Source organism: Erysipelothrix larvae (assembly GCF_001545095.1).
GTDB lineage: Bacteria > Bacillota_I > Bacilli_A > Erysipelotrichales > Erysipelotrichaceae > Erysipelothrix > Erysipelothrix larvae.
In genome coordinates, this window is sequence record NZ_CP013213.1 from 2,110,789 (window position 1) to 2,136,874 (window position 26,086).

Annotated in this window: 23 protein-coding genes, 6 tRNA genes and 3 rRNA genes; 9 read left to right on the plus strand and 23 right to left on the minus strand. The window is 40.6% G+C overall.

The features are described from left to right. Positions 1 to 74: 74 nt before the first annotated feature. Positions 75 to 150: transfer RNA gene (locus tag AOC36_RS09735), tRNA-Gln, on the minus strand. A gap of 198 nt (positions 151 to 348) precedes the next feature. Here AOC36_RS09735 and pta point away from each other — a divergent pair. Continuing rightward, positions 349 to 1,323 (plus strand): phosphate acetyltransferase, encoded by a 975-nt coding sequence (pta, locus tag AOC36_RS09740; RefSeq protein ID WP_067633779.1) that lies wholly within the window; start codon positions 349 to 351, stop codon positions 1,321 to 1,323. A gap of 44 nt (positions 1,324 to 1,367) precedes the next feature. On the opposite strand, the gene AOC36_RS09745 is transcribed toward pta, so the two are convergent. From AOC36_RS09745 to AOC36_RS09755, 4 genes are read right to left on the minus strand one after another with little or no spacing between them, the layout of a single operon-like run. Then, positions 1,368 to 2,342, minus strand: a complete 975-nt coding sequence (locus AOC36_RS09745; protein WP_067633782.1) for an aldo/keto reductase — start codon at positions 2,340 to 2,342, stop codon at positions 1,368 to 1,370. Positions 2,343 to 2,344: 2 nt separating this feature from the next. Further along, positions 2,345 to 2,608 carry a hypothetical protein gene (locus AOC36_RS12370; RefSeq protein ID WP_198401175.1) on the minus strand — a complete coding sequence of 88 codons (264 nt, stop codon included), beginning with the start codon at positions 2,606 to 2,608 and terminating at the stop codon, positions 2,345 to 2,347. Then, a complete protein-coding gene (locus AOC36_RS09750) occupies positions 2,559 to 3,572 on the minus strand; it encodes an MFS transporter (protein ID WP_198401176.1) in 1,014 nt (337 codons plus the stop codon). Before AOC36_RS09750 ends, AOC36_RS12370 begins: the two co-directional genes overlap by 50 nt. 41 nt (positions 3,573 to 3,613) lie before the next feature. Beyond that, positions 3,614 to 4,513, minus strand: coding sequence for a LysR family transcriptional regulator (locus AOC36_RS09755; RefSeq protein ID WP_067633784.1), 900 nt, complete (start codon positions 4,511 to 4,513; stop codon positions 3,614 to 3,616). A 577-nt stretch (positions 4,514 to 5,090) separates the two neighbouring features. On the opposite strand from AOC36_RS09755, the gene AOC36_RS09760 reads away from it, so the two are divergent. The 7 genes from AOC36_RS09760 to AOC36_RS09790 all read left to right on the plus strand — a co-directional run bounded on the left by AOC36_RS09760 (position 5,091) and on the right by AOC36_RS09790 (position 7,834). Continuing rightward, positions 5,091 to 5,166, plus strand: a tRNA-Val gene (locus AOC36_RS09760). 22 nt (positions 5,167 to 5,188) lie between these two features. Further along, positions 5,189 to 5,264 (plus strand) — tRNA-Thr (locus AOC36_RS09765). An 8-nt stretch (positions 5,265 to 5,272) separates the two neighbouring features. Beyond that, a tRNA-Tyr gene (locus AOC36_RS09770) sits at positions 5,273 to 5,356 on the plus strand. 7 nt (positions 5,357 to 5,363) lie between these two features. Further along, a tRNA-Lys gene (locus AOC36_RS09775) sits at positions 5,364 to 5,439 on the plus strand. Positions 5,440 to 5,454: 15 nt separating this feature from the next. Continuing rightward, positions 5,455 to 5,528: transfer RNA gene (locus AOC36_RS09780), tRNA-Gly, on the plus strand. Between the two features lie 300 nt (positions 5,529 to 5,828). Further along, entirely contained in the window at positions 5,829 to 7,325 is a 1,497-nt protein-coding gene (locus tag AOC36_RS09785; RefSeq protein WP_078055150.1) for a DNA-3-methyladenine glycosylase 2 family protein, read from the plus strand. Continuing rightward, on the plus strand, positions 7,322 to 7,834 hold the full coding sequence (locus AOC36_RS09790) for a methylated-DNA--[protein]-cysteine S-methyltransferase (protein ID WP_067633787.1): 513 nt from the start codon (positions 7,322 to 7,324) through the stop codon (positions 7,832 to 7,834). Before AOC36_RS09785 ends, AOC36_RS09790 begins: the two co-directional genes overlap by 4 nt. A gap of 67 nt (positions 7,835 to 7,901) precedes the next feature. On the opposite strand, the gene AOC36_RS09795 is transcribed toward AOC36_RS09790, so the two are convergent. The 9 genes from AOC36_RS09795 to AOC36_RS09835 form a co-directional block, all read right to left on the minus strand. After that, a complete protein-coding gene (locus tag AOC36_RS09795; protein WP_067633788.1) occupies positions 7,902 to 8,720 on the minus strand; it encodes a tRNA 2-thiocytidine biosynthesis TtcA family protein in 819 nt (272 codons plus the stop codon). A 123-nt stretch (positions 8,721 to 8,843) separates the two neighbouring features. Beyond that, complete coding sequence (locus tag AOC36_RS09800; protein ID WP_067633789.1) at positions 8,844 to 9,575, minus strand: amino acid ABC transporter ATP-binding protein; 732 nt, start codon at positions 9,573 to 9,575, stop codon at positions 8,844 to 8,846. Then, entirely contained in the window at positions 9,565 to 10,230 is a 666-nt protein-coding gene (locus AOC36_RS12375) for an amino acid ABC transporter permease (RefSeq protein WP_067633791.1), read from the minus strand. Before AOC36_RS12375 ends, AOC36_RS09800 begins: the two co-directional genes overlap by 11 nt. A gap of 6 nt (positions 10,231 to 10,236) precedes the next feature. Then, on the minus strand, positions 10,237 to 10,983 hold the full coding sequence (locus AOC36_RS12380; protein WP_067633792.1) for a transporter substrate-binding domain-containing protein: 747 nt from the start codon (positions 10,981 to 10,983) through the stop codon (positions 10,237 to 10,239). 181 nt (positions 10,984 to 11,164) lie between these two features. Further along, the gene (locus AOC36_RS09815) at positions 11,165 to 11,389 is read right to left on the minus strand and encodes a hypothetical protein (protein WP_067633793.1); all 225 of its coding nucleotides are present in this window, start codon (positions 11,387 to 11,389) and stop codon (positions 11,165 to 11,167) included. A 109-nt stretch (positions 11,390 to 11,498) separates the two neighbouring features. Further along, positions 11,499 to 12,614 carry a M42 family metallopeptidase gene (locus AOC36_RS09820; RefSeq protein WP_067633795.1) on the minus strand — a complete coding sequence of 372 codons (1,116 nt, stop codon included), beginning with the start codon at positions 12,612 to 12,614 and terminating at the stop codon, positions 11,499 to 11,501. A 12-nt stretch (positions 12,615 to 12,626) separates the two neighbouring features. Beyond that, a complete protein-coding gene (locus tag AOC36_RS09825) occupies positions 12,627 to 13,118 on the minus strand; it encodes a dUTP diphosphatase (protein ID WP_067633796.1) in 492 nt (163 codons plus the stop codon). Between the two features lie 51 nt (positions 13,119 to 13,169). Beyond that, complete coding sequence (locus AOC36_RS09830) at positions 13,170 to 13,676, minus strand: Gx transporter family protein (RefSeq protein ID WP_067633797.1); 507 nt, start codon at positions 13,674 to 13,676, stop codon at positions 13,170 to 13,172. Further along, on the minus strand, positions 13,673 to 14,059 hold the full coding sequence (locus AOC36_RS09835; RefSeq protein ID WP_067633798.1) for a NusG domain II-containing protein: 387 nt from the start codon (positions 14,057 to 14,059) through the stop codon (positions 13,673 to 13,675). The genes AOC36_RS09830 and AOC36_RS09835 overlap by 4 nt, the downstream gene beginning before the upstream one ends. 161 nt (positions 14,060 to 14,220) lie before the next feature. Here AOC36_RS09835 and AOC36_RS09840 point away from each other — a divergent pair, with 161 nt between their 5' ends. Beyond that, entirely contained in the window at positions 14,221 to 15,492 is a 1,272-nt protein-coding gene (locus tag AOC36_RS09840; RefSeq protein WP_067633800.1) for an adenylosuccinate synthase, read from the plus strand. 78 nt (positions 15,493 to 15,570) lie between these two features. On the opposite strand, the gene groL is transcribed toward AOC36_RS09840, so the two are convergent. The 9 genes from groL to AOC36_RS09885 form a co-directional block, all read right to left on the minus strand. Next, complete coding sequence (gene groL / locus AOC36_RS09845) at positions 15,571 to 17,187, minus strand: chaperonin GroEL (RefSeq protein ID WP_067633801.1); 1,617 nt, start codon at positions 17,185 to 17,187, stop codon at positions 15,571 to 15,573. Beyond that, on the minus strand, positions 17,187 to 17,480 hold the full coding sequence (locus AOC36_RS09850; RefSeq protein WP_067633802.1) for a co-chaperone GroES: 294 nt from the start codon (positions 17,478 to 17,480) through the stop codon (positions 17,187 to 17,189). The genes groL and AOC36_RS09850 overlap by 1 nt, the downstream gene beginning before the upstream one ends. A gap of 95 nt (positions 17,481 to 17,575) precedes the next feature. After that, positions 17,576 to 18,088: a serine O-acetyltransferase EpsC gene (gene epsC, locus AOC36_RS09855; RefSeq protein WP_067633804.1), complete on the minus strand. Its 513-nt coding sequence runs from the start codon at positions 18,086 to 18,088 to the stop codon at positions 17,576 to 17,578. A 5-nt stretch (positions 18,089 to 18,093) separates the two neighbouring features. Further along, positions 18,094 to 18,753 carry a deoxynucleoside kinase gene (locus AOC36_RS09860; protein WP_099091562.1) on the minus strand — a complete coding sequence of 220 codons (660 nt, stop codon included), beginning with the start codon at positions 18,751 to 18,753 and terminating at the stop codon, positions 18,094 to 18,096. A 66-nt stretch (positions 18,754 to 18,819) separates the two neighbouring features. Further along, the gene (locus tag AOC36_RS09865) at positions 18,820 to 19,749 is read right to left on the minus strand and encodes a helix-turn-helix transcriptional regulator (protein ID WP_067633808.1); all 930 of its coding nucleotides are present in this window, start codon (positions 19,747 to 19,749) and stop codon (positions 18,820 to 18,822) included. After that, the gene (locus AOC36_RS09870; protein WP_067633810.1) at positions 19,746 to 20,297 is read right to left on the minus strand and encodes a hypothetical protein; all 552 of its coding nucleotides are present in this window, start codon (positions 20,295 to 20,297) and stop codon (positions 19,746 to 19,748) included. Before AOC36_RS09870 ends, AOC36_RS09865 begins: the two co-directional genes overlap by 4 nt. Before the next feature lie 481 nt (positions 20,298 to 20,778). After that, positions 20,779 to 20,892, minus strand: a 5S ribosomal RNA gene (gene rrf / locus AOC36_RS09875). A 96-nt stretch (positions 20,893 to 20,988) separates the two neighbouring features. After that, positions 20,989 to 23,895, minus strand: a 23S ribosomal RNA gene (locus tag AOC36_RS09880). A gap of 273 nt (positions 23,896 to 24,168) precedes the next feature. After that, positions 24,169 to 25,711, minus strand: a 16S ribosomal RNA gene (locus tag AOC36_RS09885). Together the 16S, 23S and 5S rRNA genes form the textbook arrangement of a ribosomal RNA operon. Positions 25,712 to 26,086: the final 375 nt, after the last annotated feature.

The window sequence follows — 26,086 nt, forward strand, 5'->3', positions numbered from 1 at the left end:
AAATGTTACAAATTTGTTACAATTGGAAATCCAAGCAATAAAAAACCCACTCGATAGTGGGTGTTTCTTTATATTGGCTGGGCTACCTGGATTCGAACCAGGGAAATGCCAGAGTCAAAGTCTGGTGCCTTACCGCTTGGCTATAGCCCAATTTTTTCCTGTGGTGCGTTTTCAATTATAGCATACACGCCAACAAATGCAAGTAATTTCGAGTAATTTTCACCTTAAATTTCCGCTTAATTCTTTTAGACCTACTTAACAGACCAAAAACCACTTAAAATCCATGATGTTTCCTTGTAAGAAAAGCCATTTAAGGTTATAGTTATACGTGTATTAAAGGAGGATATTATGGAATTATTTGAACGTTTAAAAGATAAAGTAAGCGGCAAAGATATTCGCATTGTTTTCCCAGAAGGAAATGATGTAAGAATTATTGGTGCTTCAGTACGTTTAGCAGCAGATGGTCTTGTTAAACCAATATTACTGGGAAACCCAGAAGAAATCACAGAAATCGGAAGAAACCAAGGGTTTATTACGGATAAAGTTGAAATCATCAACCCAGAAACTTACGATGATGTTGACACGCTTGTTGATGCATTTGTTGAACGTCGTAAAGGTAAAGTCACTGTGGAACAAGCCCGTGATTTACTGAAAGATGGCAACTACTTCGGGACAATGCTTACCTATACTGGAAAAGCAGATGCGATGGTGAGTGGTGCAATTCACTCAACAGGTGATACTGTACGTCCTGCACTACAAATCATCAAAACAAAACCTGGTGTAAGCCGTACAAGTGGTGCATTTATTATGTCACGTCGTGGTGAAACATACTTGTTTGCAGATTGTGCAATCAACATCAATCCAAATTCTCAAGAATTAGCTGAAATTGCGGTTGAAAGTGCAAAAACTGCTGAACTCTTTGACATCGATCCTCGTGTCGCAATGTTAAGTTTCTCTACCAAAGGCTCTGCAAAAGGTGAAAGTGTTGATAAAGTAAGTGAAGCAGCACGCATCGCTCAAGAACTTGCACCACAATATGAAATTGATGGTGAACTTCAATTTGATGCAGCGTTTGTGCCTGTAGTCGCAAAACTAAAAGCACCAGACTCAAAAGTTGCTGGAACAGCACGCGTATTCATTTTCCCTGAAATTCAATCTGGAAACATTGGTTATAAGATTGCACAACGCTTTGGTGATTTTGAAGCAATTGGACCAATCTTACAAGGGCTCAATAAACCAGTGTCCGACTTATCACGTGGTTGTAATGAAGAAGATGTATATAAATTATCAATCATAACTGCAGCACAAACATTACTGAAATAATTTAGACTAAAACAAAGGGAAGCACGTTCAATGCTTCCCTTTTCTTATACACATTTATCGGTTTTAAGTTCCAAATATTCGATTTCTTGTTTCGTAAGCTCAATGTCAAGCGCCTTTAGACTTGATTCAAGTTCATGCATGTTACGAGGACCAATCGATGCAAATACATTAAATCTAGGATGAAGGACATACGCTAAGGCAACATTCACTGGTTCAATGCCCCCACCACGTTTGGTGGCAACTTCAATCACGCGATTGAGTTTCTTAAAGTTATCTTCTGTAAAGTAAGCATTTTTAATATCTTCAGGAGCTTCACTATCGATTGAGGACCACAAAGGCACAAAGAATCCTGCTGATTGAGCAGCCCATGATAGAATTGTGATGCCTTCTTCATTGGATGATTGTACATAATCAGCATCTACGTAAACTGTACCTACCCAGCGTGGTTTATTAATGGTTGCAAGGCTGTACGAAGGACTGTTTACTCGGATCCCTGTGTATCCTTTTGACTTGCAATAAGAAACCGCTTCTTGAATGCGTTCATTGGACCAATTTGACATACCATATGTTTTAATTTTCCCTTCGAGATGGTGCTTCTCCAAGGTGTCCATCAGACCTGAAACCGGTTCATTCACATCATCGCGATGGAGTAAGTAAATGTCGAAGTAATCAACACCCATATTTTGAAGACTGTATTCAAGATCTTCGGTAATGTATTCAGGCTTTACACGACTCTTTTCAGGATAATGAACATTGTTTTCGTCCACATAATGATGACACGCTTTATTGATGATGATCAGTTGGTCACGATTTTTGCGATCATTTAACCATTCAGTAATGATCGCTTCACTTTTACCACCATTATAGAAACGACCTGTGTCGATCACATTGCCACCGGCTGCGACATAGCGATCCAATAAATCATAAATCACTGTTTTAAATTCTGGAGCAAACCATCCTGTCCCCATCACGACACGGGATACTTTCTTATCAAGTCCTTTGATTGTTGTAACGTTCATTTTTATACGACCTCTTTTCTAGAAAATGCACTCACACCAAATGTGCGTTTATAAAAGTATGATAGAACAACCATTAATCCAAATCCAACCATTGAGATAATCATGATAATTTTCAAGAATACTGTGAAATCTGTATTAATAGTTTGTGCTGCCAAGATTGGCATCACATACGTAGCTGCAGAGAAAAACAAGCTGTATGCAGATGTATTAATCCCCTTATATTTTGGAAAGAACTGCGATATCAATGCAGTACCAATTTGAAGCACACCCCCTGCAGCTGTAAACCCAATTACAAAGGATCCGACAAGTGCCATTGGTTGACTTGGCACAAAGTAAATGAGCATATAAAAGATTGCAGTTATACATGTATAGATGACAAGGATCGCGATATCCCGAATTTTTAAACTTAGCCATAATGATTGATGTAGAAATGACTGCGCAAAATGACCCTAATGTATAAAGCGAGAGTAAAAGGCGTGATGAAAAATCATCCATCATTAAAATCTGTTGACCATACAAAGTAATGACTTGTTGATAGGAATAGAAACAAGCCATGCACACAAATGCATATACTAAGAGGATTGCACCTTCAACATAATATCGTGGTTGGTTTGCAAAGTGTGTTTCAATGAGTTTTGAAACCTTCTTTTCGTTGCCTTCTTTTAAATCACTGTCCGGAAATCGTTTATTCAGCATATAGATAACATTGAGTGCCACAATAACAAGAGGTACTAAAATCGAAATACCAATCCATACATTATTCTTTGTTAATAGACCCACAAACAAGGGGAATATAAATCCAGAAACCGAAATAAATCCTTTCACAATCACACTTGCAACACTGGATTTATCGGGGTAGATTTCCATCAAAGCTGGGTATGTCGCTGCATCTAAAAAGGATGTCGCTGCTCCCGCAGAAAAGGCAACAATTGATGCCATTGTTACTGAATTGGCTACGAGCAATCCTCCAAAGAAGAATAAATAGCCCGCCATCCCAATATACACAAGGGGTTTTCTTCCGAAATAATCGGATAGAAATCCTGAAAACAATAGGATAATGACTTTTCCAATACCAATGATCGCAATGACCCCTAAAACACCTGCACTATCTGTTCCCCATTTATCTGCAAAAAAAGATGCATTTTGGGAAATGATAATGGCTTGCATCCCTTGGACGAAATAATTCATATAAAGCCCAAGCGATGTTTTAAAATACTGATTATTTTTCATACGCTCCTCCTGGATAGTGTTACTTCCAAAAGGAATAATGTCTAAACACTTAAGTGATTACATATCCAATCAATGAAATGTTTTACTGTAACATTTTCATGTTTTATTTTATTATAGCCAACATAAATACTGCGCACAAACTGTGGGTTGTGAATTTCCAAGACGGTGACACCGGGTTGTTCCAAATTTTCTGAGTAAGGGAGAATCGCAAACCCCAAATCGCGTTTTACATAATTGATGATGCTTGACTCATCTTCTAATTCCGCACCTACTTCAAATGGACATCCGATACTTTCGAAGAGTGAATTAATTTCTGCTTTGGTTCCAAACTTTCGTTTGTATTGAATCAATGGGATTCCTATCGTGTCATTTAAATCTATACTTTGGTTTTGACTGAGCAAGGAAGTTTCACACACAACCGCTACATAATTCTGTTCAAATACTTTGATGAACTTCAGATCTTTATCATCTCTTAAAATTCGATTTATAAAGACCAAATCAAAGCGTCCATGCTTCAAGCCATCCAGTAATTCAATCGTACATTCTGCTGTTGCTGTATCACTTTCGAATAAATCAAAGTGTATCTTTGGTGCGCCTTTTTTATACCCTGCTACAATCTCAGGGATAAATTGTGAGCTTAATGAGTATAAAAATCCAATCCTCAAGGTTTCTGACATCTTTTCCTTCATGATATTAAGATGTTGAATGCCTTGTTGGAGCTCATGCATCGATTTTGAAACATACGCACCAAATACCTTTCCATATTCAGTAAGGACAACATGACGACCGCTTCGTTCAAACAAAGGTACACCCAATTCTTCTTCTAAGTTACTTATCGCAACACTTAAACTGGGTTGACTGATATAGAGCAACTGGGCAGCATGGGTAAAGTGCAATGTTTCAGATAATGTTAGGAAATACTGTAATTGACTATAGTTCATATATATTCACCTTAAGCGTCTATTGATCATCCCCTTAGCTTGTGAAATAACTATCACGTACATCATAGGCGACCTATCAAATAAAAACAAATTGTATGTTTCAATGAAACAACCAAACGATAGTTTTAGACTATAAATCCTCTTTCTATTCTATATTATATCTTATTCATGGTGTATATTAAACCCGTGCTGTATTTGAAATACCCTTTAAACAGTACACTTTTTATGATCTTTGGGATAAAGAAGAAAATCCCTAGTTATTCGTGAGTAATCACAGCGCTTTGTATCTATTAATTCAATTTATATCAAGAGTTCCCTTCCCTGAAGTAGTTTCTGAGTATTATAAATGATTTACATACAGTGCGTAAATTTCTATGTTATTCTCAAAATAATCGACTTCGAAACTTATACATTGCGATAACCCTTACTAAATAAAGCAGATTTGTTCATCTGCGAAACGGACTCAAAACACCGAAATCATGCTTATTAAGAGCTCTGAAAATTTTTTTGAATTTTTTTCTATTTTCTTGTTGACTATGAAGTTTCTAAATGGTATATTATATAAGCACTAAGCAATGGAGGATTAGCTCAGTTGGGAGAGCACCTGCCTTACAAGCAGGGGGTCGGCGGTTCGAGCCCGTCATCCTCCACCATTTCTTTTTTTTTAAAGAAAATGCCGATTTAGCTCAATTGGTAGAGCAACTGATTTGTAATCAGTAGGTTGTGGGTTCAAGTCCTATAATCGGCACCATTTTTAATGGGTAGGTAGCGAAGAGGCTAAACGCGGTAGACTGTAAATCTACTCCTTAGGGTTCGGCGGTTCGAATCCGTCCCTGCCCACCATCGATGTGACCCGTTAGCTCAGGTGGTAGAGCAACTGACTTTTAATCAGTGGGTCGTAGGTTCGAGTCCTACACGGGTCACCATCTAAATTAAATTATGCGGGTGTAGTTTAATGGTAAAACTCCAGCCTTCCAAGCTGGCTACGGGGGTTCGATTCCCCTCACCCGCTCCAATTTTAAATCACAAACTCCTTACACTTGTTGGGAGTTTTTTTCTATACGATCCTTTGCACTCTTCTCACATATACGGTATGGACTTCTATCAGGATGACTTGATCGGATTTATTAATCCAATCAGAAGACCATAGGAGGATGAGATGATTGGTCTCTTACACTTGTAGGAAGCCTTGAGCTACTTATCACAAATCCTTGATGACACTACGCAATACACATAAGCGTTTGTTAGTATTCTAAATTATCGATTTTTTTACTTTGATGTCCGAATATGGCGAGCATTTGTTTCATTTAGTGGTATGATACTTTTGAAAGGGGTGATTACAATGTTGACTCAAACAACAAGTCTCTACGAAGCGTTTGTTTCAAAAGATGCACGGTTTGATGGTGAGTTTTTTGTCGGAATCCGTACCACCGGCATTTATTGTCGACCGATTTGTAAAGCACGGAAGCCACGCTTTGAACATTGTTCATTTTATGCAACCTGCGCAGAGGCAGAACTCAACGGTTTTCGTCCCTGTCTATTATGCCGTCCCGAATTAGCACCCGGTCATTTAGTCATGGATGCATCCCATTCGATCGCCACTGCTGCGGCTGTGTTACTTGAAATGAATTGCAGTCATGATTTATCGATGGAAGACATTGCGGATAAACTTGAATGTTCTTCACGTCATTTACGGCGCGTTTTCTTTGATCAATATCACGTTACTTTAACCCAATACCTTCAGACCTGTCGCCTTCTTTTAGCAAAACAACTCTTAACTGAAACCCATTTATCAATTATAGATGTTTCACTAGCCTGTGGGTTTGGAAGTTTACGTCGATTTAATGCGCTTTTTAAGGAACGTTACAATCTCACACCCTCTCAAATTCGAAAGAAAATACACCCAAATCCCACCCGTGAACTCACGTTGCTTCTGAGCTATCGCGATCCATACCCTTGGGATCAACAGTTTCAATTCCTAAGAGACCATCTCATCCCTGGTGTTGAGTACTGTGATGATCACATGTATCTTCGCTCACTGCGTATTTTAAAAAAGGATCATACGGAAATCTCGGGAACAATATGTGTTCGCCACCAAGAAGACCACCATGCTTTATCACTTACCCTCAGTGAGTCTCTAATCGTGATGCTCCCATATATTATCAGCCGTGTTCAAAACCTCTTTGACTTATCGTGTCAACCGCATACAATTTATGAGTCTCTTATGTCATCCCATGATGATCTCAAAGATTGTTGTTACTTAGGAACGCGCATCCCTGGATGTATTGATCCTTTTGAAACAGCAGTTCAAACGCTTTTGTACCAAAATTATCCTGCGTATATTGCGTCAGTCTTGATGCATGAATTTGTAAAGGCGTTTGGTTCTTTAATCCCCACTAAAAACCCAACAATCACCCATACATTTTGTACTCCACACCATATCGTTTCACTTGGTGCTTCGTTTTTTGATTGTATGAATCGTATTGGATTTTCAAACAAGGATGCTTCAAACATTTATTTGCTTGCGAAAGGGATCGTAGATCATGTCGTTTGTTTCGAACCTCACCGTCAAAAAGACAGCCTCATACAAACCCTTCAATCAGATTGTGGTATGTCTCGTTGGACCGCAGATTATCTTGCAATTCGAACAACAGGCGCGCTCGATCTCTACATCGATCCAACCCGTGTATTTCATGATTTGCCTGAAATAACAAAACATAAAACACAAGATCAGCTCAAGGACATGAGTCCCTGGCGCTCTTACGCATTTTTCAATCATTATTTTGCGCTAAAACAAGGAGGGTTACAATGATTTATTGCACAACATATCAATCACCCTTAGGGACGATTACCCTAGGCTGTGATGAAACAGATCATTTAGTTGGTCTTTGGTTTGAAGATCAGAAATATTTTGGGGGTGTATGGCGTGATCAGTTACACACGCTTGATAATCTGGAAGTCTTTAAACGCTGTACAGCATGGCTTGATGCTTATTTTAGGGGTGAAAACCCGAGCATTAACACCTTACCCCTCAACCCAATTGGAACACCCTTTAGACGGGATGTTTGGGATATATTGATGGAGATTCCTTATGGACAAACACGTTCTTATGGTGAGATTTCTCGCATTCTTGCGAAACGTAAAGGACTTGATTCCATGTCATCTCAGGCTGTTGGTGGTGCTGTCGGTCATAATCCACTCTCAATCCTCATTCCTTGCCACCGTGTCATTTCAACAGATGGTAGTCTAACTGGATATGCAGGTGGTATTGATCGTAAGATATATTTACTTGAACTTGAAGGCGCACTGATTCATAAGTAGTTCATAAAACAAAAAGCACCGTGTCTTGTGTGTTCACAATGGACACATAAAGCACAGTACTTTCGATTTATGTATTATCTTTTTTGAATTGATCCAAGAAACTAACTTCTTCAATATCGTCATCATAATATGACATGACTTTCCCTAAATTTACATGTTCAACACTGCGAAAGATATTCGCTTCTAAGAAGGGGTTTGTTTCAGACAGTGTTTCGATGAGTTTCTTGATTTCGAGTCGTTTACTGTCGGTTTGTTTCTTTTCAGTGAATGAACACGCACAGTTCAAAAATTCAAGGTTATAGCGTGTTGCCCATTTGATAATTGATTTTTCACGCACAAGATAAAGGGGTCGGATTAATTCCATCCCTTGATTGGAGGTGGAATTGAGGCGCGGGAGCATTGTACCAAATTGCCCACCATAGAAGATGTTTAGAAGTGTTGTTTCGATGGCATCATCGTAGTGGTGTCCTAATGCAATTTTGTTGCACCCAAGCTTTTCCGCAAATGCATAAAGGTGACCACGTCGCATGCGTGCACACAAATAGCATGGGCTTTTAGGCAATGTATCGACATATTCAAAGATACGAGAATCATGTATTTCGATGGGTATATCCAGTTTCTGAGCATTATCAATGATCTGTTGTCGATGCTCTTTTTTATACCCTGGATCCATGACTACATATTTTACTTCAAAAGGAACCTCACTAAAGGTTTGAAGTACTTTAAACATAAGTGCCATTAACATTGAGTCCTTGCCTCCGGATATACAAATTGCGATGCGGTCATTGGGTTGGATTAAATCATAATCGGTGATTGCACGCATAAAGCGTGACCACAGTTCTTTACGATATGTTTTTAAGACTGAGTTTCTCATTTCATGGTTCATAGGTTAACATTCCTTTTATTATTTCTAGGTACTATTTTATCAAACTTTTCGACTAAACTATACCATCCTCACATAAAAAGTGTTATCAATGATTAAATGTCATCGATAACACCCTGTTTTTAGCTATAGAATTTCACTTAAGAATAACTTAGTTCGTTCCTCTTGTGGATTGGATAACAATTCACTGGGATTGCCTTGTTCAACAATCATCCCTTGATCCATGAAGATGATCCGATCTGACACTTCGCGTGCAAATCCAATCTCATGGGTTACCACAACCATGGTCATGCCTTGATAGGCAAGATCTTTCATAACATTCAAGACCCCTTTAACCATTTCAGGGTCAAGCGCAGATGTTGGTTCATCAAAGAGCATCACATCGGGATTCATTGCGAGTGCACGTGCAATCGCAACCCGTTGTTTTTGTCCACCTGATAGTTTTCGTGGATAGAGATGGGCTTTCTCAGGAATTCCAACTTGATTCAGAAGTTCCATCGCTTTTACTTCCGCTTCTTCTTGTGTCATGGTTCCTAATTGAACGGGTGCGAGTGTAATGTTGTCAAGCACAGTCAAATGAGGAAACAGATTAAAGTGTTGGAATACCATACCAATATTCTCGCGCACTTTATTAATGTTTGTGTCCGGCGCTTTTAAGTCAACACCATCCACGATTACTTGTCCGCTTTCATAATCCTCCAACAAGTTCATACACCGTAACAGTGTACTCTTTCCACTTCCTGAAGGGCCAATAATACACAGCACTTCTTGTTTATCGATGGTTAAGTCGACATCCTTTAGGACATGTAATTGGCCAAAGTGTTTATTCAGCTTATTTACTTCTATCTTATGCGTCATAATTCCACTTCCTTTCAACGACATGGCCCAAATACCCAAGCAATGAGCATCCTACAAAGTATAATACTGCAGTAATTGCCCACATCTCAAAGAGACGTTGATTACGCCCGATGATAATTTGGGTTTGTTTGGTAAGTTCACCAAATCCAATAACAGACAGCAAGGAAGTGTCTTTAAATGCAATGATGTATTGGTTAATAATTGAAGGCACCATGGTTTTGAATGCCTGTGGTAATATAATTAATCGCATCGCTCGTTTATGGGGTAACCCTAAACTTTGCGCTGCTTCCATTTGTCCATGATCAACCGATAAGATCCCTCCACGAATGATCTCGGACATGTATGCTCCTGAGTTGAGACTCAGGATGGTTATTGCTGCATAATACAGTTCAAATCTAAAATTGATTCCAAAACTTTTTAGTAACCCTGGAATCCCATAGTAAACAAAGAACCCCAGTACAATCAGTGGGACACCTCGCACAAGTGAAATATATGCTTTCGCAATCCAATTGAGTATTTTTGATTTGGATAAAGTCATCAGACTACTTAATAGTCCAATGATTGTGGCAAGTAGCATAGAAACCACAGATAAGAGGATTGTATTATAGAACCCACTTAAAAGTGACTGATAGTTTTCAATAATTAAGTCAATCATAAAAACCTACTTCGTGTACTTATCTACAATTTCTTGATATTTTCCATTCGCTTTTATATTCGCAAGTCCTGCATTAAATTTTTCAAGTAATTCAGCATTTTCACCTTTCATAACAGCAAATCCATATTGGCTTGGTATTTCAGAAACACCTGTTGTAACAAGTTGGACACCATTTTTGGCGATGCTGTATTCCATAACTGGCGCATCTTCAAAACATGCAACTGCATTTCCTGAAACCACTTCGGTATACATTGTAGCGGAATCATCGAAGTACACCACTTCGAATCCGTATTGTTCTTTAATTGATTCTGCGAAATCAGCGCCGTTTGTTGAAGTCTTGATTGCAACGCGTTTTCCTCGGAGATCTTCATATGAAGTAATATCACTGCCAATTGCAACAGCCATTGTAACGGATACATCATAATAAGGATCTGAGAAATCATACACTTTTAACCGTTCGTCTGTGATTGTCATCCCAGCAAGAACCGCATCTGCTTGTCCTGATTTTAAACTTGCGACTGCACCGGTGAATCCAATAAAGTCCATTTTAATCTTGATTCCTTGGTCTTCAGCAATTGCATTCATAATGTCGACATCAATCCCAACATATGTACCACTTGCTTCTGCCCATTCAAACGGTGGATATCCGTTGTCTGATGCAATAATATATTCCTTATCCCCGTCACCTGATCCACAAGCAGTGAGTAACAGCATCACAAGCCCAATCATGAATCCCTTGTATAATGATTTCATAAAAAAACCTCCTTTAATATATCAAGATGTTATCACTTGTGAAAATCTGTGTCAAGAAAATCTTTCAATAAATTTTCAATATAATGAAAAGAATTTTCAATACCTATAACGTTTTGAAACATTTTACAACCGTTTACCCTGTCATAAACATATAAAAAAAACGGCCAATTGACCGTTAGTCTTATTTTGCGATTTGAACTGTGAAATATAATGCAGGCCCATACTTAGACTTTTTAACTTCACTCTTCGCGATAGAAACAGCTTTTTCAAGCTCTACTCCTTCAGTTTCAAAGTAGATTTTCATACCATCCATTTTAGCGAATGTAAACTTACATCCATCAACGGTTTGACCATCGAGTAATTCTTTTATGAAATCTCTTTTTTGTGGTGATTGTACATAGATCATTGCATTATCCTCCTTAGTTAATGTTAACCAGCAATCCGTACTTATCCAGTACACTTTGGTTAAGGATATTATACCACCAATCCCATAAAAAAACACCCTAGAAGGGTGCTTAAAATGGCATTGTTTTATATTCTTGTAATGTTATCAAGTGTTTATTATCGAATGTCTTAACAAATTCTGTTAATAACTTCACAGTATCGGCATAGTCCTTGCGATGAATGATTCCATAATGTGAATGGATGTATCGCGCTGGAATCGACACTGTCAGTGCAATGACACCATCGTGTACTTTATGGATTTCTCCTGAGTCAGTACCCCCAGCAGCAAGCATTTCAAATTGCGTGTCAATCTTGAGATCATCTGCAAGATCTTGAAGCATGTACAACAGTCCCTTATGGCCAATGTATGAACCGTCCATGACTTCTAGAGTTGCACCTACACCTAACTTAATGCGGTTGTCTTCACCGGGTGTATCTGTTGCGATGGTGACATCAAGTGTAATTGCCACATCTGGATTGATGCGTTGTGCCGCTGTTTTTGCACCACGTAGTCCAACTTCTTCTTGAACGGTACCAACACCATAGACTGTAGAAACAAGATCAAGCCCTTTAAGGTTGCGCATAATATCCATCACAATTGCAGCTCCCACACGATCATCCCATGCTTTACTCATCAAGTAATTAGGATTTGCGAGAACATGGAAATCAGCTTTCGGTGTCACCATGTCACCAATTTGGATCCCAATTAATTCTACTTCTTCTTTTGAAGAAACTCCAATATCCACGAAGATTTCATCCATTGATAATACTTTATTTCGCACTTCTGGTTTCATACCATGTGGTGCTTTTGATCCCACAACACCCACATATGCATGCCCTTTACGGGTCGTGATTGTGACAGGTTGCGATAACAATACATGGGGCCACCATCCACCCACTGGGTGAAGACGAATGTAGCCATTATTATCAATATTCTTAACTAAAAATCCAATTTCATCAATATGACCCGCAAACATCACTTTCGGCCCATTTTCTTGACCTTTTTTAATGGCAATGATGGACCCTAAGTTATCATATTCGATTGAGTCAACACTTTCTTTAACCCAATCCTTAAATACTTCTTGAACATCTCTTTCATGTCCTGAAATACCATTGGTTAGCGTGAGATCAGCGAGCATTTCGAGTGATACATCACCGTATGCTTCTTCCATTTTCTTTTTAGACATAAAACTATCCTCCTAGTATTTATCATCCTGTCTTTGATGATTCTTTTGATTCTTCATTAAGTACATATTTCGAATCACTTCATTATTCATCCCCAAGCTGTATGCTAAACTCAAAATCGAAGCAAATAACGCCCGGTAATCTTCCTTACGATTTGATGTAGAGAATAATTGAATTAATCGATATACTTGATGAAATTGATCGTTTAAAATCAAACTCGATTTCTCATACACAATACACGCATCACTGAAGTCAATATCAATGCCTAAGGATAAGGTAAAGTGTAAAACATCCGAAAACTCTTCAAACACTGTTTCATTATCAGATGGTGCTCGAAGACTCCAATACTTAAAACAGCGTGTCTCATTTGCAAGTTCACCGGTTTCCACAAGCAATGCTAAAATACGATCATTGCGTGTTTTTTCGCGTGTTGTATCATGAAGTGTGAAAATGCGTGAATCCAACTCATTTTGAATTGCTTGCAAATCATGTATTAATAATTCCATAAAAACCCCCTGATATCTAAAGAAACAGACAATTAATTTGCCTTATGTAGATTATATCATTTGTTTGAACCGTTCGTGTAGTGACTTTACCAATTTTCCGGTCACAATTCCTGTTGGAATCCCCATAATTAATAAAAAAGGGAGGTAAGTAAACACCAACATGGGTGCATTTGTGAGAAATGCTACAAATATTACTTGTCCAACATTATGAAATGTAGAAGATACGAGGCAAATTCCATATTCTGAGAACACTTTTGACTTTGCTGCAGCAATTGCCATCATTGTGCTTAACAGTGTTCCGCAAAAACTAATCCAGAATCCTGGACTAAACAAAAAGGTTCCGCGCATTAGTCCTACAAGTAATACGCGCATCATATTTAATACGATCATTTCTTTAACGCCAAAGAAATAATAAGCAATCAGTCCCAAAACATTCGCAAGGCCAAGACGTACGCCTGGTAATCCCAGTGGAATCTGTGATTCAACCATACTCACGGTGATCGCCATCGCAAGAAGCATCGTCTGAACCGTTAGGCTTCGTGTTTTATTTCGTTTCATCCAACCGTTATATCTCCATCATCTGGATCAATCAGTGAATCATCGCTTTCGATCACAATCTTGATTCCATTTGGTAAACATACAATTGGGACGTTTGTACGTTCTACCCATCCTTGCACTTGACAATAATGAAGCGGAGATATTTCATCTGCCACGCGAATCCTACCATCTTTAATCTCTAATACAACATCCCCCAATGTTCCATTCACACTAAAGCGGCCATCTTGATTCATGGGTAAACGCAATACTTCTTTATCGTTATGGTAGACAACTGCCATTGCTTCATCTACTGAAATTGCGGTTGCAACGATTTTGGAAACCCCGAAAAGAGTCACTGCCAGCACAATTACAAAACCACAATAAATTTTGTCAAATTTGTTCATGAGTATCTCCTTTCGACTTCCTTAATTTTACCACACACGCATCAAAAAAGGTACATTTTACAACGTGTTTTCATTGACAACAAGGGATGTTCTTGGTATCCTAATGCGTGTACATCGGGACACAGCTTTGTGTCCCATTTTAATTGACTGGAGGGTACAAAATGATTAAGGCTATTGTTGGAGCAAATTGGGGTGACGAAGGTAAAGGGAAACTTACTGACGTATTCGCACATGAATCAGATGTCATCGTTCGCTTTCAAGGGGGAAATAATGCAGGACATACAATCATCAATGATTATGGAAAGTTTGCACTGCACATGCTTCCATCGGGAGTATTTTATGACCATACGGTAAATGTGATTGGGAATGGTGTGGCATTGAATATTCCATCCTTTATCAGTGAATTACGTGAACTTGAAGAAAAAGGCATTAAGCCAAAGCTTGTTGTGAGTGATCGTGCTCAAATTGTTATGAGCTATCATGTTCGCTTTGATGAACTTGAAGAAGCGCGTTTGGGGAAGGCTCAATTTGGTTCAACAAAATCAGGGATTGCACCATTTTATTCCGATAAATACGCAAAAACTGGATTTCAAGTATCTGAACTCTTTAATGATGCTTGGCTAGACTCAAAAATCGATCGCATTATTGACCAGAAAAACGCACTCATGGTGCATTTATACAATCAAGCACCACTGACAAAAGAAGCAATCTTACGTGAACTCCATGAATACCGTGACTTAATTAAACCCTATGTTGTGGATGTGTTCAATCTCTTGGATGATATGCAAAAACAAGGAAAAACAATTTTACTTGAAGGTCAACTTGGAGCACTTCGTGATCCAGACTTTGGAATTTATCCATACTCGACCTCTTCAACAACGCTCGCTTATTATGGTTCAATTGGAGCAGGGTTACCCAAAGCAATTGACGAAGTATGGGCTGTTACCAAAGCCTATTCAAGTTGTGTTGGAAGTGGACCTTTTGTTGCAGAAATCTTTGGCGAAGAAGCAGACCAACTCCGTAGACTTGGTGGGGATGCTGGGGAATTTGGTGCAACAACTGGGCGACCACGTCGTGTTGGATACTTTGATGCCGTGGCAACACGCTATGGGTGCAAAGTTCAAGGGGCAACTCATGTTGCACTCACAAACATTGATGTTCTTTCCTATCTTGATGAGATTAATGTCGTAACAGGCTATGAATACGAAGGCGTTATCACCCAAGACTTTGGGGCAGTATCTGTTTTAGAAAAATCAACGCCTGTTATAAAATCTTTTGCAGGGTGGAATGTTGATATTTCAGATATCACAGACTATGATGCATTACCAGAAAATTGCAAGGCTTATATTGACGCCCTTGAACAATTAATTGAAACACCCATCGCTTTAGTCTCCAATGGACCTAAACGATCCCAAATTATGAATCGAAGATAATCATAACTCCAAAGACACAATCACGTGTCTTTTTTGTTTGTGCACAAAAAAAAGCACTCAAGTTGAGTGCTTTTGGTCTTAGTACATGCCTTCTGGCATTACTGGGCCACTGGAAGGTGCTTCTTTAACTGAAGCAACTGCTGCTTCCGTGGTTAAGAAGAGTGCTGCAATCGATGCAGCATTGAGTAAGGCATTGCGTGTTACCTTAGTCGGATCAACAATCCCTTCTTTTTGTAGGTCTTGCCAGATACCACGTTTTGCATCAAAGCCAATGTTTGGTTCTTTGAGATGTTGTGTATTTACAATTTCATTACCATCAAACCCTGCGTTTTCAGCAATTTGCCACAGTGGTCTGAGGCTTGCTTCAAAGACAGCAGAAATTCCTTTTTGTTCGTCTGGGTTATCACCTTTGACTTTATCTTTAAGATCTTTGTAAGCATGAGCAAGTGAATAACCACCCCCTAATACAACCCCTTCAGCGACCGCTGCTTTGGTAGCATTAAGTGCATCTTCAATACGTAGTTTCTTTTCTTTCATTTCAGATTCTGTCGCAGCACCTACTTTGATCACTGCCACACCACTGGTTAATTTTGCTAATCGTTCATTTAAACGCTTAATATCATATTCACTCTCAGTGTTTGCAATCTGAGCACGAATCATATCCGCACGTTTTGAAATGTCATCCACGTTTCCTTGACCCTTAACGATGGTTGTATCATCTTTACGGATCAATACTTTTTGAGCAGTTCCTAAGTCGTCAATGGTAACATCCTTAAGATCCATATTCAAATCTTTACTGATAAACTGTGCTCCAGTTACAACGGCAATGTCTTCAAGCATTGCTTTTTGGTTATCCCCAAAGCTTGGTGCTTTGGTTGCAGCAACGTTGAACGTACCACGAAGTTTATTCAACACTAAGGTTGTCACAACTTCTTGTTCCATATCCTCTGCGATTACAAAGAATGGTTTGTTTACTTTTACAATTGATTCAAGCAATGGTAAGATTTCTTGAATGTTTGAGACCTTGTGATCTGTGACCAAGATAAATGGTTTTTCCATTTCAATTTCCATTTTTTCACGATCAGATACCATATACGGTGAGATAAATCCTTTATCATATTGGAGTCCTTCAACAACTTCTAACTCTGTTTCAAATGTATTGGATTCATCAACGGTAATCACACCATCTTGCCCCACTTTTTCCATTGCTTGAGCAATGATTTTTCCAATCTCAGGATCTCCTGCGCTGATTGCTGCAACATTCATGATGTCTTCGCTGGATTCAATCTTGATGGATTGTGATAAGAGGTGATTTGATATTTCTTTTGAAGCTTTTTCAATACCTGCGCGCATTAATACAGGATTTGCCCCTTTATCAATGGCTTCTAGGCCTTTATGAATAATTGCTTGAGCAAGGACCGTTGCTGTTGTAGTACCATCTCCTGCTGCATCATTGGTTCGATTAGCAACTTCATACAATAATTTCGCACCCATATCGGCAAATTTATCTTCCAGTTCGATTTCTTTTGCAATCGTTACACCATCATTGGTAATCAGGGGTGAACCATAGGATTTTTCTAAAACAACATTACGACCTTTTGGCCCCAATGTGATTTTAACTGCATCTGCTAATGCATCAATGCCTTCTAATAAAGAAGACCGTGAATCTCTTGAATATTTTACTTCTTTTGGCATTATACGTCCTCCTCTACAACAGCAAGAATGTCTTTCATCTCAACAATTAAATAGTCTTTTTGTTCATATTTAACGTCACTTGCTGCGAACTGTTTATAGATGACGGTATCGTTGACTTTTACACCCATCGGTATCAGGGTTCCATCTTTTGTGCGCTTCCCTTCACCTACCGCAATAACTTTCGCAAGGTTTGGTTGTTCCTTACTTGATTCGGGCAATAGAATGCCACTCTCAGTTTGTGCCTTAACTTCAACTTTTTCTAATAAGACACGATCATACAATGGTTTTATCATACAATCCCTCCTTAGAAATTAGCACTCTAAACCAATAAGTGCTAATACATCTTATATATTATCAAATTTAGCTGATATGTCAAGATATAATCATTTTAATTTCGTTTTAATAATTTCGCAGGATTCCCAGCGACAACACACCCGGGTTCCACGCTTTTGGTGACAACAGAGTTTGCGCCAATCACAGCGTGATCGCCAATCACAATGTCCCCCAACACAATGGCACCCGCACCAATGACTACATGATTGCCAATGGTTGGATGGCGTTTTCCTTCATCATGATGACTCTTTGATCCCAAGGTTACTTGGTGGTACATAAAGACGTCGTCACCCACGATCGCAGTTTCACCAATTACAACACCTGCTCCATGATCAATCACAAATCTTCGACCAATGGTTGCCCCTGGATGAATCTCAATTTGCGTGAAAAAGCGCCCGACATGTGATACAAATCGAGCTATAAAGAACATTTTATGCGTGTAAAAGAAATGAGCAACCCTATAATACCCACTCGCATGATATCCTGGATATAAAAGGATAATCTCCAAGATTGACCGTGCAGCAGGATCCATTTTCTTATAGGCTCTTGCGGTTTCAATCCATTTCATCGTATTTAATTCACCCTATTTTCTAGTGCTTCTTGTATTAATTGAATCACATACGTTCTGTCTTCTTCGCTATTTTCAAAATCCAAGTGATCTACGTTAATCTTAAGGATGGGTGACAGGGTATACGCATCAAAATATTCTGTATATTCTTTGTTGAGTTTTTCCCAATAATCACGTTCAACCACCAATTCGTAATCACGACCTCGTTTTTGAATCCGACGCATTGCTTCATCAACCGATACTTCTAAGTAGACCATGAGCTTTGGTCGTGCAACATGTTCCAACATGTTCTCCAGCAGTTCAACATAAATGCCAAACTCTTCATCACTCATTTCACCATTTAAGTTTAACATACGTGCAAAGATTGCGTCTCCATAGATGCTTCGATCCATCACGGCATGTTTAACTTGACTTGCTTTTTTAATATGTTCAAAACGCTTATTTAAGAAGAACACTTGTAGCGGAAATGAGTAGCGTTTGCGATCATAATAAAACTTATCCAAAATCGGATTATCTACAACCGGTTCCTCGAATTCTAAATACCCCATATCGCCTAAGATATGCATTAATGAGCTTTTTCCTACGCCCACTACACCTTCAATAACAATCACGTCATACACTCCTTCTTGAACTTTATTGAGCACTTCTGAATAATTAATTCTCAAATTCATCACCCTAATTTCTTTCGTCCTATAAAAGCATATTATAGAATTCTCAATTAGGCAACCTTTTCACAAATATGTTTGAATTATTTTCTGTGCTTCTTCTTTGATCCATGAAACCAGCGATTCTGGCTCAATGACTGCCATTGAAGATCCCCCTTCTAAAATAAAGGACTTCGCCACAAATTTATTTGGGAAGGTTACTTCCAACACATACTGTTTATCATCAAGCCATTCAATCCTTTGATCATCACCCCAAATGTATTCGCTGAAATAATCACGACTTGATATTAAGACTTTAAGTCGAACTGGATTAATTTTAAATCCAAAATCACTCATGACACCTTTTGATGAATATTGAGTATCTACAAGATACGATTCATCCAATAAGTCCACGGACACTAAGCGGGATACTCTAAAGCTTACTTGATGGCTGTTTTTAATATACCCATGGACATACCATATCTGATCCACTAAGATCAGTTCATAGGGTTCAAAGATATAGCTCTTGGTTTGACGTGGGTTCTTTTGATAGGTAATGGATACCCGTTGATGATGTTCAATCGCTTGTTCTAATGTTTTAATATGGGTTTGATATTGAACGCCATCCACATTCAGACGAACACTTTTAAATGCAGAAACGGACACATGATTTCCGGATAGATCAAACTGATGATAGAGCTTAGAAATTGCACGCACAAAATCACTTCCAAAGGAAGTGTCTTGTTGCGACAACAGCGTCTCTAAGCCCTGTCTCACATGATTTATTTCCTCAGTGGTAAAGGCTAGTGGATGAATCTGTGATGAATTCATGAGCCTATATCCCCCACCTGGGCCCATAATCGTTTCGATGCGATAACCGATATACTCCAAATCATCACGCATGCGCTGTACAGTTCGTGGTGTCACATTGAATTCTTGGGCCAATTCTTGAATGGACACAATTGATCGCGTTGAAAGCATATCAAGCATCAGTAAGGTATCAGTAAGTCGACTCATAATAACGCTTCACTTCTCACAGTATAGATTCGTGTTAAGAGTAAATCAAACTCTTCAAACGAACCAGCAATCTGACATAACCCGCCCAATGTTAACTCAGGAAGTACACTACTTACCTCAACGATACATTGTCGTGCAAGCAATTCACCATTCATCACACTGCCCTTAAAGGTCGATCCAGTATAATCTTGGACAAAATCAATGGTAAACTGTAGCCCTAAGTCACGACTTGCGGTTAATAGATTGGGTTCATTGGTTCCAAAGTAATCAAATAAAGTTGCTTGACCACTCACAATCAAACTGTTCGCTTTAGACGTATTGAACGCAACGCGATATAACATACTGTAGGCTTTATTGAAGCGAATTTCATTATAAAAATCATTCGCATCATAACTCGTTTCAAACACCAATGTTACCGATATATCCTTGGAGAACTCTAAACCAAAACGCTTCGTAAACTGAAGTTTAGATTGTCTCATCAGTTCTTGAATATCATCCATCTGCATTTCCTGGGTAAACTCTTTAATTGAATAGCTGCTTTTTTTCATATCTGCCACCTCTTGATTCAATTATAGTATAAGTATACGACAGTTTCAGTCGTATATTAAAAACTTTTCAAAAAAAATTTTTTAAACCTTAAATTCCACCTTTTCTTAAGGTAAGAGGCATAACTCCATCAAGACAAACTTCATAATCACTTCAATCAAACAATCACGTGAGCCGATAATTTACACTTTGACACTATCTTTGAAAGAAACCAATGAAACAATTGAACCGATTAGTAGAATGCGCTGGGAAAGCATATCAGAGTATTACCACATCATGTGCGAAACCGTATATCAAACTTGCGATGGATTGTGTTTCGTCTAGATTCTTTTATATAGTGTGGACATTAATCTCATCAAAGCCCCTCAACGCGATATCTTTAAAGTGCTTTATTTAGGAATCCTTTCACCACGATCAAAAACACAAACCCTTATGCCTTTGTTTATCTAAAAAAAAGAACCCTCAAAGTGAAGGTCCTTGATTAACTGGCAATGAGCTATCTTAACTATGGCAGGCATAGCTATTGTCGCCGCTAAAGTGCTTAACTACTGTGTTCGGGATGGGAACAGGTGTGACCACTTCGCTAGAATCACCAGATCAAATTGAGAGAATCTCTCAAAACTAAATAATAGAAAGTCGATTGATAAGTTGACGTTGTATCCTTTCGGATGTGTTGTTGTTTATAAGACGTTTGTGATTAAAACCTCGATCTATTAGTATCAGTCAGCTCCATGTATCGCTACACTTCCACCTCTGACCTATCAACCTGATAGTCTTTCAGGGATCTTACTTCTTACGAATGGGAAATCTCATCTTGGAGTTGGTTTCATGCTTAGATGCTTTCAGCGCTTATCCATTCCATACTTAGCTACCCAGCGGTGCTCTTGGCAGAACAACTGGTACACCAGCGGTATGTCCATCCCGGTCCTCTCGTACTAGGGACAGCGCTCCTCAAATTTCCTACGCCCACAACAGATAGGGACCGAACTGTCTCACGACGTTCTGAACCCAGCTCGCGTACCGCTTTAATGGGCGGACAGCCCAACCCTTGGAACCGGCTTCAGTTCCAGGATGCGATGAGCCGACATCGAGGTGCCAAACCTCGCCGTCGATATGAACTCTTGGGCGAGATTAGCCTGTTATCCCCAGGGTAGCTTTTATCCGTTAAGCGACGGCCCTTCCACGCGGAACCGCCGGATCACTAAGCCCGACTTTCGTCCCTGCTCGACTTGTAAGTCTCGCAGTCAAGCACACTTCTGCCTTTGCGCTCGTCGATTGATTTCTGACCAATCTGAGTGTACCTTTGGGCGCCTCCGTTACTCTTTAGGAGGCGACCGCCCCAGTCAAACTGCCTACCTGACACGTTCCCGGATCCGGATTACGGACCGCGGTTAGAACTTCAAACATACAAGAGTGGTATCCCAGTTGTGACTCCACGTATACTAGCGTACACGCTTCACAGTCTCCCACCTATCCTGTACATGTAGGCTCAAAGTTCAATATCAAGCTACAGTAAAGCTCCATGGGGTCTTTCCTTCTAGTTGCGGGTAACCGGCATTATCACCGGTACTAAGATTTCACCGAGTCTGCTGCCGAGACAGCGCCCAAATCGTTACGCCTTTCGTGCGGGTCGGAACTTACCCGACAAGGAATTTCGCTACCTTAGGACCGTTATAGTTACGGCCGCCGTTCACTGGGGCTTCAGTTCAATGCTTCGGATTGCTCCTAACACATCCCCTTAACCTTCCAGCACCGGGCAGGCGTCACCCCCTATACTTCGCCTTGCGGCTTTGCAGAGAGCTATGTTTTAGTTAAACAGTCGCTTGGGCCTCTTCACTGCGGCTCTACTCTTCATAGAGCACCCCTTCTCCCTAAGTTACGGGGTCATTTTGCCGAGTTCCTTGGCAACAGTTCTCTCGCTCACCTCAGGATTCTCTCCTTGCCCACCTGTGTCGGTTTTGGTACGGGCCACCATACAATTATCGCTAGAAACTTTTCTTGAAAGCTGGCATCAACACCTTCGCTACTTCCTCACGGGTTCACTCCCCATCACGCCTTTGCATTGATGTGCGGATTTGCCTACACATCTGCTCCTTCGCTTGGACGCACTCTTCCAGTCGTGCGCTGTATCTAGCCTTCTCTGTCATTCCTTCACTTGTATTGTGGGTACGGGAATATCAACCCGTTGTCCATCGACTACGCTTTTCAGCCTCATCTTAGGTCCCGACTTACCCAGGGAGGACGAGCCTTCCCCTGGAAACCTTAGGCAATCGGTGTGTCAGATTCTCACTGACATTTCGCTACTCACACCGGCATTCTCACTTCTATACGCTCCAGCGCTCCTTACGGTACACCTTCAACGCTGTATAGAACGCTCCCCTACCATTCATATTACTATAAATTCGCAGCTTCGGTAACATGCTTAGCCCCGGTACATTTTCGGCGCAGGGTCACTCGACTAGTGAGCTGTTACGCACTCTTTCAAGGGTGGCTGCTTCTAAGCCAACCTCCTAGTTGTCTGTGCATCCCCACATCCTTTTCCACTTAGCATGTATTTTGGGACCTTAGCTGGCGATCTGGGCTGTTTCCCTCTCGTCTATGGACATTATCACCCACAGACTGACTGCCAAGCATTAACCATTGGCATTCGGAGTTTGATAATGATCAGTACCCCTAGATGGGGCCATCACACTTTCAGTGCTCTACCTCCAATGGCATTCACTTGACGCTAGCCCTAAAGCTATTTCGGGGAGAACCAGCTATCTCGAAGTTCGATTGGCTTTTCACCCCTAGCCACAACTCATCCGCCAGCTTTTCAACGATGGTCGGTTCGGTCCTCCATTTGGTTTCACCCAAACTTCAACCTGGTCATGGCTAGATCACTTCGTTTCGGGTCTACGACATTGTACTATTTCGCCCTATTCAGACTCGCTTTCGCTTCGGCTCCGCCTCTTCAGCTTAACCTCGCACACTATCGTAACTCGCCGGTTCATTATGCAATAGGCACGCCATCACCCTTTAACGGGCTCTGACTTCTTGTAAGCATACGGTTTCAGGTTCTATTTCACTCCGCGCCAGCGGTTCTTTTCACCTTTCCCTCACGGTACTGGTTCACTATCGGTCACTAAGGAGTATTTAGCCTTACCGGGTGGTCCCGGCAGATTCCGACAAGGTTTCACGTGCCTCGCCGTACTCAGGATCCCACTAGAGTGATTCTCAATTTCAAATACAGGGCTTGCACCTTCTTCGGCTGGCCTTTCAATGCCATTCTTCTATCTCAAATCAATCCCATATCGTGGTCCTACAACCCCGACCCTAAAGTCGGTTTGGGCTCTTCCCGTTTCGCTCGCCACTACTCAGGGAATCATTCTTTATTTTCTTTTCCTCTTGCTACTAAGATGTTTCAATTCGCAAGGTTGCCTCATATCAAACTATGTGTTCATTTGACTGTAATACTGCTCTACCAGTATTGGGTTCCCCCATTCGGATACCTCCGGATCATTGTGTACGTACCACTCCCCGAAGCATTTCGCTGTTAGTCGCGTCCTTCATCAGCTCTTAGTGCCTAGGCATCCACCGTACGCCCTTCCATATTTAATCACGTCATTACAACCTCAGCCTGCATAAGACTGGATTGCGCTTTGTTTTTTTTATGTGTTCGCTTTGTTTGTTTGCTTAAGTTACTGTTAAATTGCTTTTTAACTTTGACTTTGTGTTCTTAGTTTTTCAACTATCCAAAAAGATCCATTTTTTTACCTATCTGAATCTCTTCTATTATTCAGTTTTCAAAGATCCTGAGATGATCGCTTCGATCTCTCAAAACTAAACAAGAAACGTGTGTACCAATTTCGACGTCTTTCTAATACTCCTTAGAAAGGAGGTGATCCATCCCCACCTTCCGGTAGGGATACCTTGTTACGACTTAACCCCAGTCATCGATCCTACCTTCGACAGCTCCCTCCCTTGCGGGTTAGGCCACTGGCTTCGGGTATTACCAACTCCCATGGTTTGACGGGCGGTGTGTACAAGGCCCGAGAACGTATTCACCGCGGCATGCTGATCCGCGATTACTAGCGATTCCGACTTCATGGAGTCGAGTTGCAGACTCCAATCCGAACTGAGACGTACTTTATGAGATTCGCTCCACATCACTGCTTCGCTTCCCTTTGTATACGCCATTGTAGTACGTGTGTAGCCCAGATCATAAGGGGCATGATGATTTGACGTCATCCCCACCTTCCTCCGGTTTATCACCGGCAGTCTCTCTAGAGTCCCCATCTTTACATGCTGGTAACTAGAGACAAGGGTTGCGCTCGTTGCGGGACTTAACCCAACATCTCACGACACGAGCTGACGACAACCATGCACCACCTGTATCCGCCATAACTATTACACATCTCTGTGCTTTTGCGCGGTATGTCAAGACCTGGTAAGGTTCTTCGCGTTGCGTCGAATTAAACCACATACTCCACCGCTTGTGCGGGCCCCCGTCAATTCCTTTGAGTTTTACGCTTGCGCGCATACTCCCCAGGCGGGATACTTATTGCGTTAACTGCAGCACTGAGATTCTTCCCAACACTTAGTATCCATCGTTTACGGCGTGGACTACTAGGGTATCTAATCCTATTTGCTCCCCACGCTTTCGAGCCTCAGCGTCAGTATCAGGCCAGTGAGCCGCCTTCGCCACTGGTGTTCCTCCATATATCTACGCATTTTACCGCTACACATGGAATTCCACTCACCTCTCCTGTACTCAAGTCTACCAGTTTCTAAGGCGTCACGGGGTTGAGCCCCGAACTTTCACCTTAAACTTAATAAACCGCCTACGCTCCCTTTACGCCCAATAATTCCGGATAACGCTCGCCACCTACGTATTACCGCGGCTGCTGGCACGTAGTTAGCCGTGGCTTTCTGGTAAGGTACCGTCAAGCACAGATCATTCCCTATCCGTACATTTCTTCCCTTACAACAGAGCTTTACAACCCGAAGGCCTTCTTCACTCACGCGGCGTCGCTCGGTCAGGGTTTCCCCCATTGCCGAAAATTCCCTACTGCTGCCTCCCGTAGGAGTCTGGGCCGTGTCTCAGTCCCAGTGTGGCCGGTCACCCTCTCAGGCCGGCTACGCATCATCGTCTTGGTGAGCCGTTACCTCACCAACTAACTAATGCGCCATAAATCCATCCCATTGTGATGTATCCCATCTTTACTTTAAATATGATGCCATATCTAAACCTATCCGGTATTAGCAGTCGTTTCCAACTGTTATCCCAGGCATTGGGGCAGGTTGTTTATGTATTACTCACCCGTTCGCCACTAACTTCTCTAAAAAACAAGTTTTCTAGGTCCGTTCGTTCGACTTGCATGTATTAGGCACGCCGCCAGCGTTCATCCTGAGCCAGGATCAAACTCTCCATTTGATTCTTTCTCTTTTATTGTTTACTTTCATAAACACAAACTCTGACAGTTTGTTTTTGTTTTAATTTCTATTTTCGAAATTGACGTTTCTTGTTCAGTTTTCAAAGACCAATTCGTTGCCGTTCTTACCGAACCGGCTTGATAATAATACCATTACACCTACCACAAGTCAACACTATTCTTCATCTTTTTTCACTTAATTTTTAAAAAAAATTATCACCCCTAAATAAGGTGCTTTAATGAGCCCAAGAACAATAGTAATTGAGCGCTTTGAGCGCTCAATTTGCAATCCATCACTCACCCTTGGCCAGAGTTTTCTCTCTTCAGTTTCCTCCGCACCAGAAAAGCATGTGCCTATGAATATAAAAACAATGCCA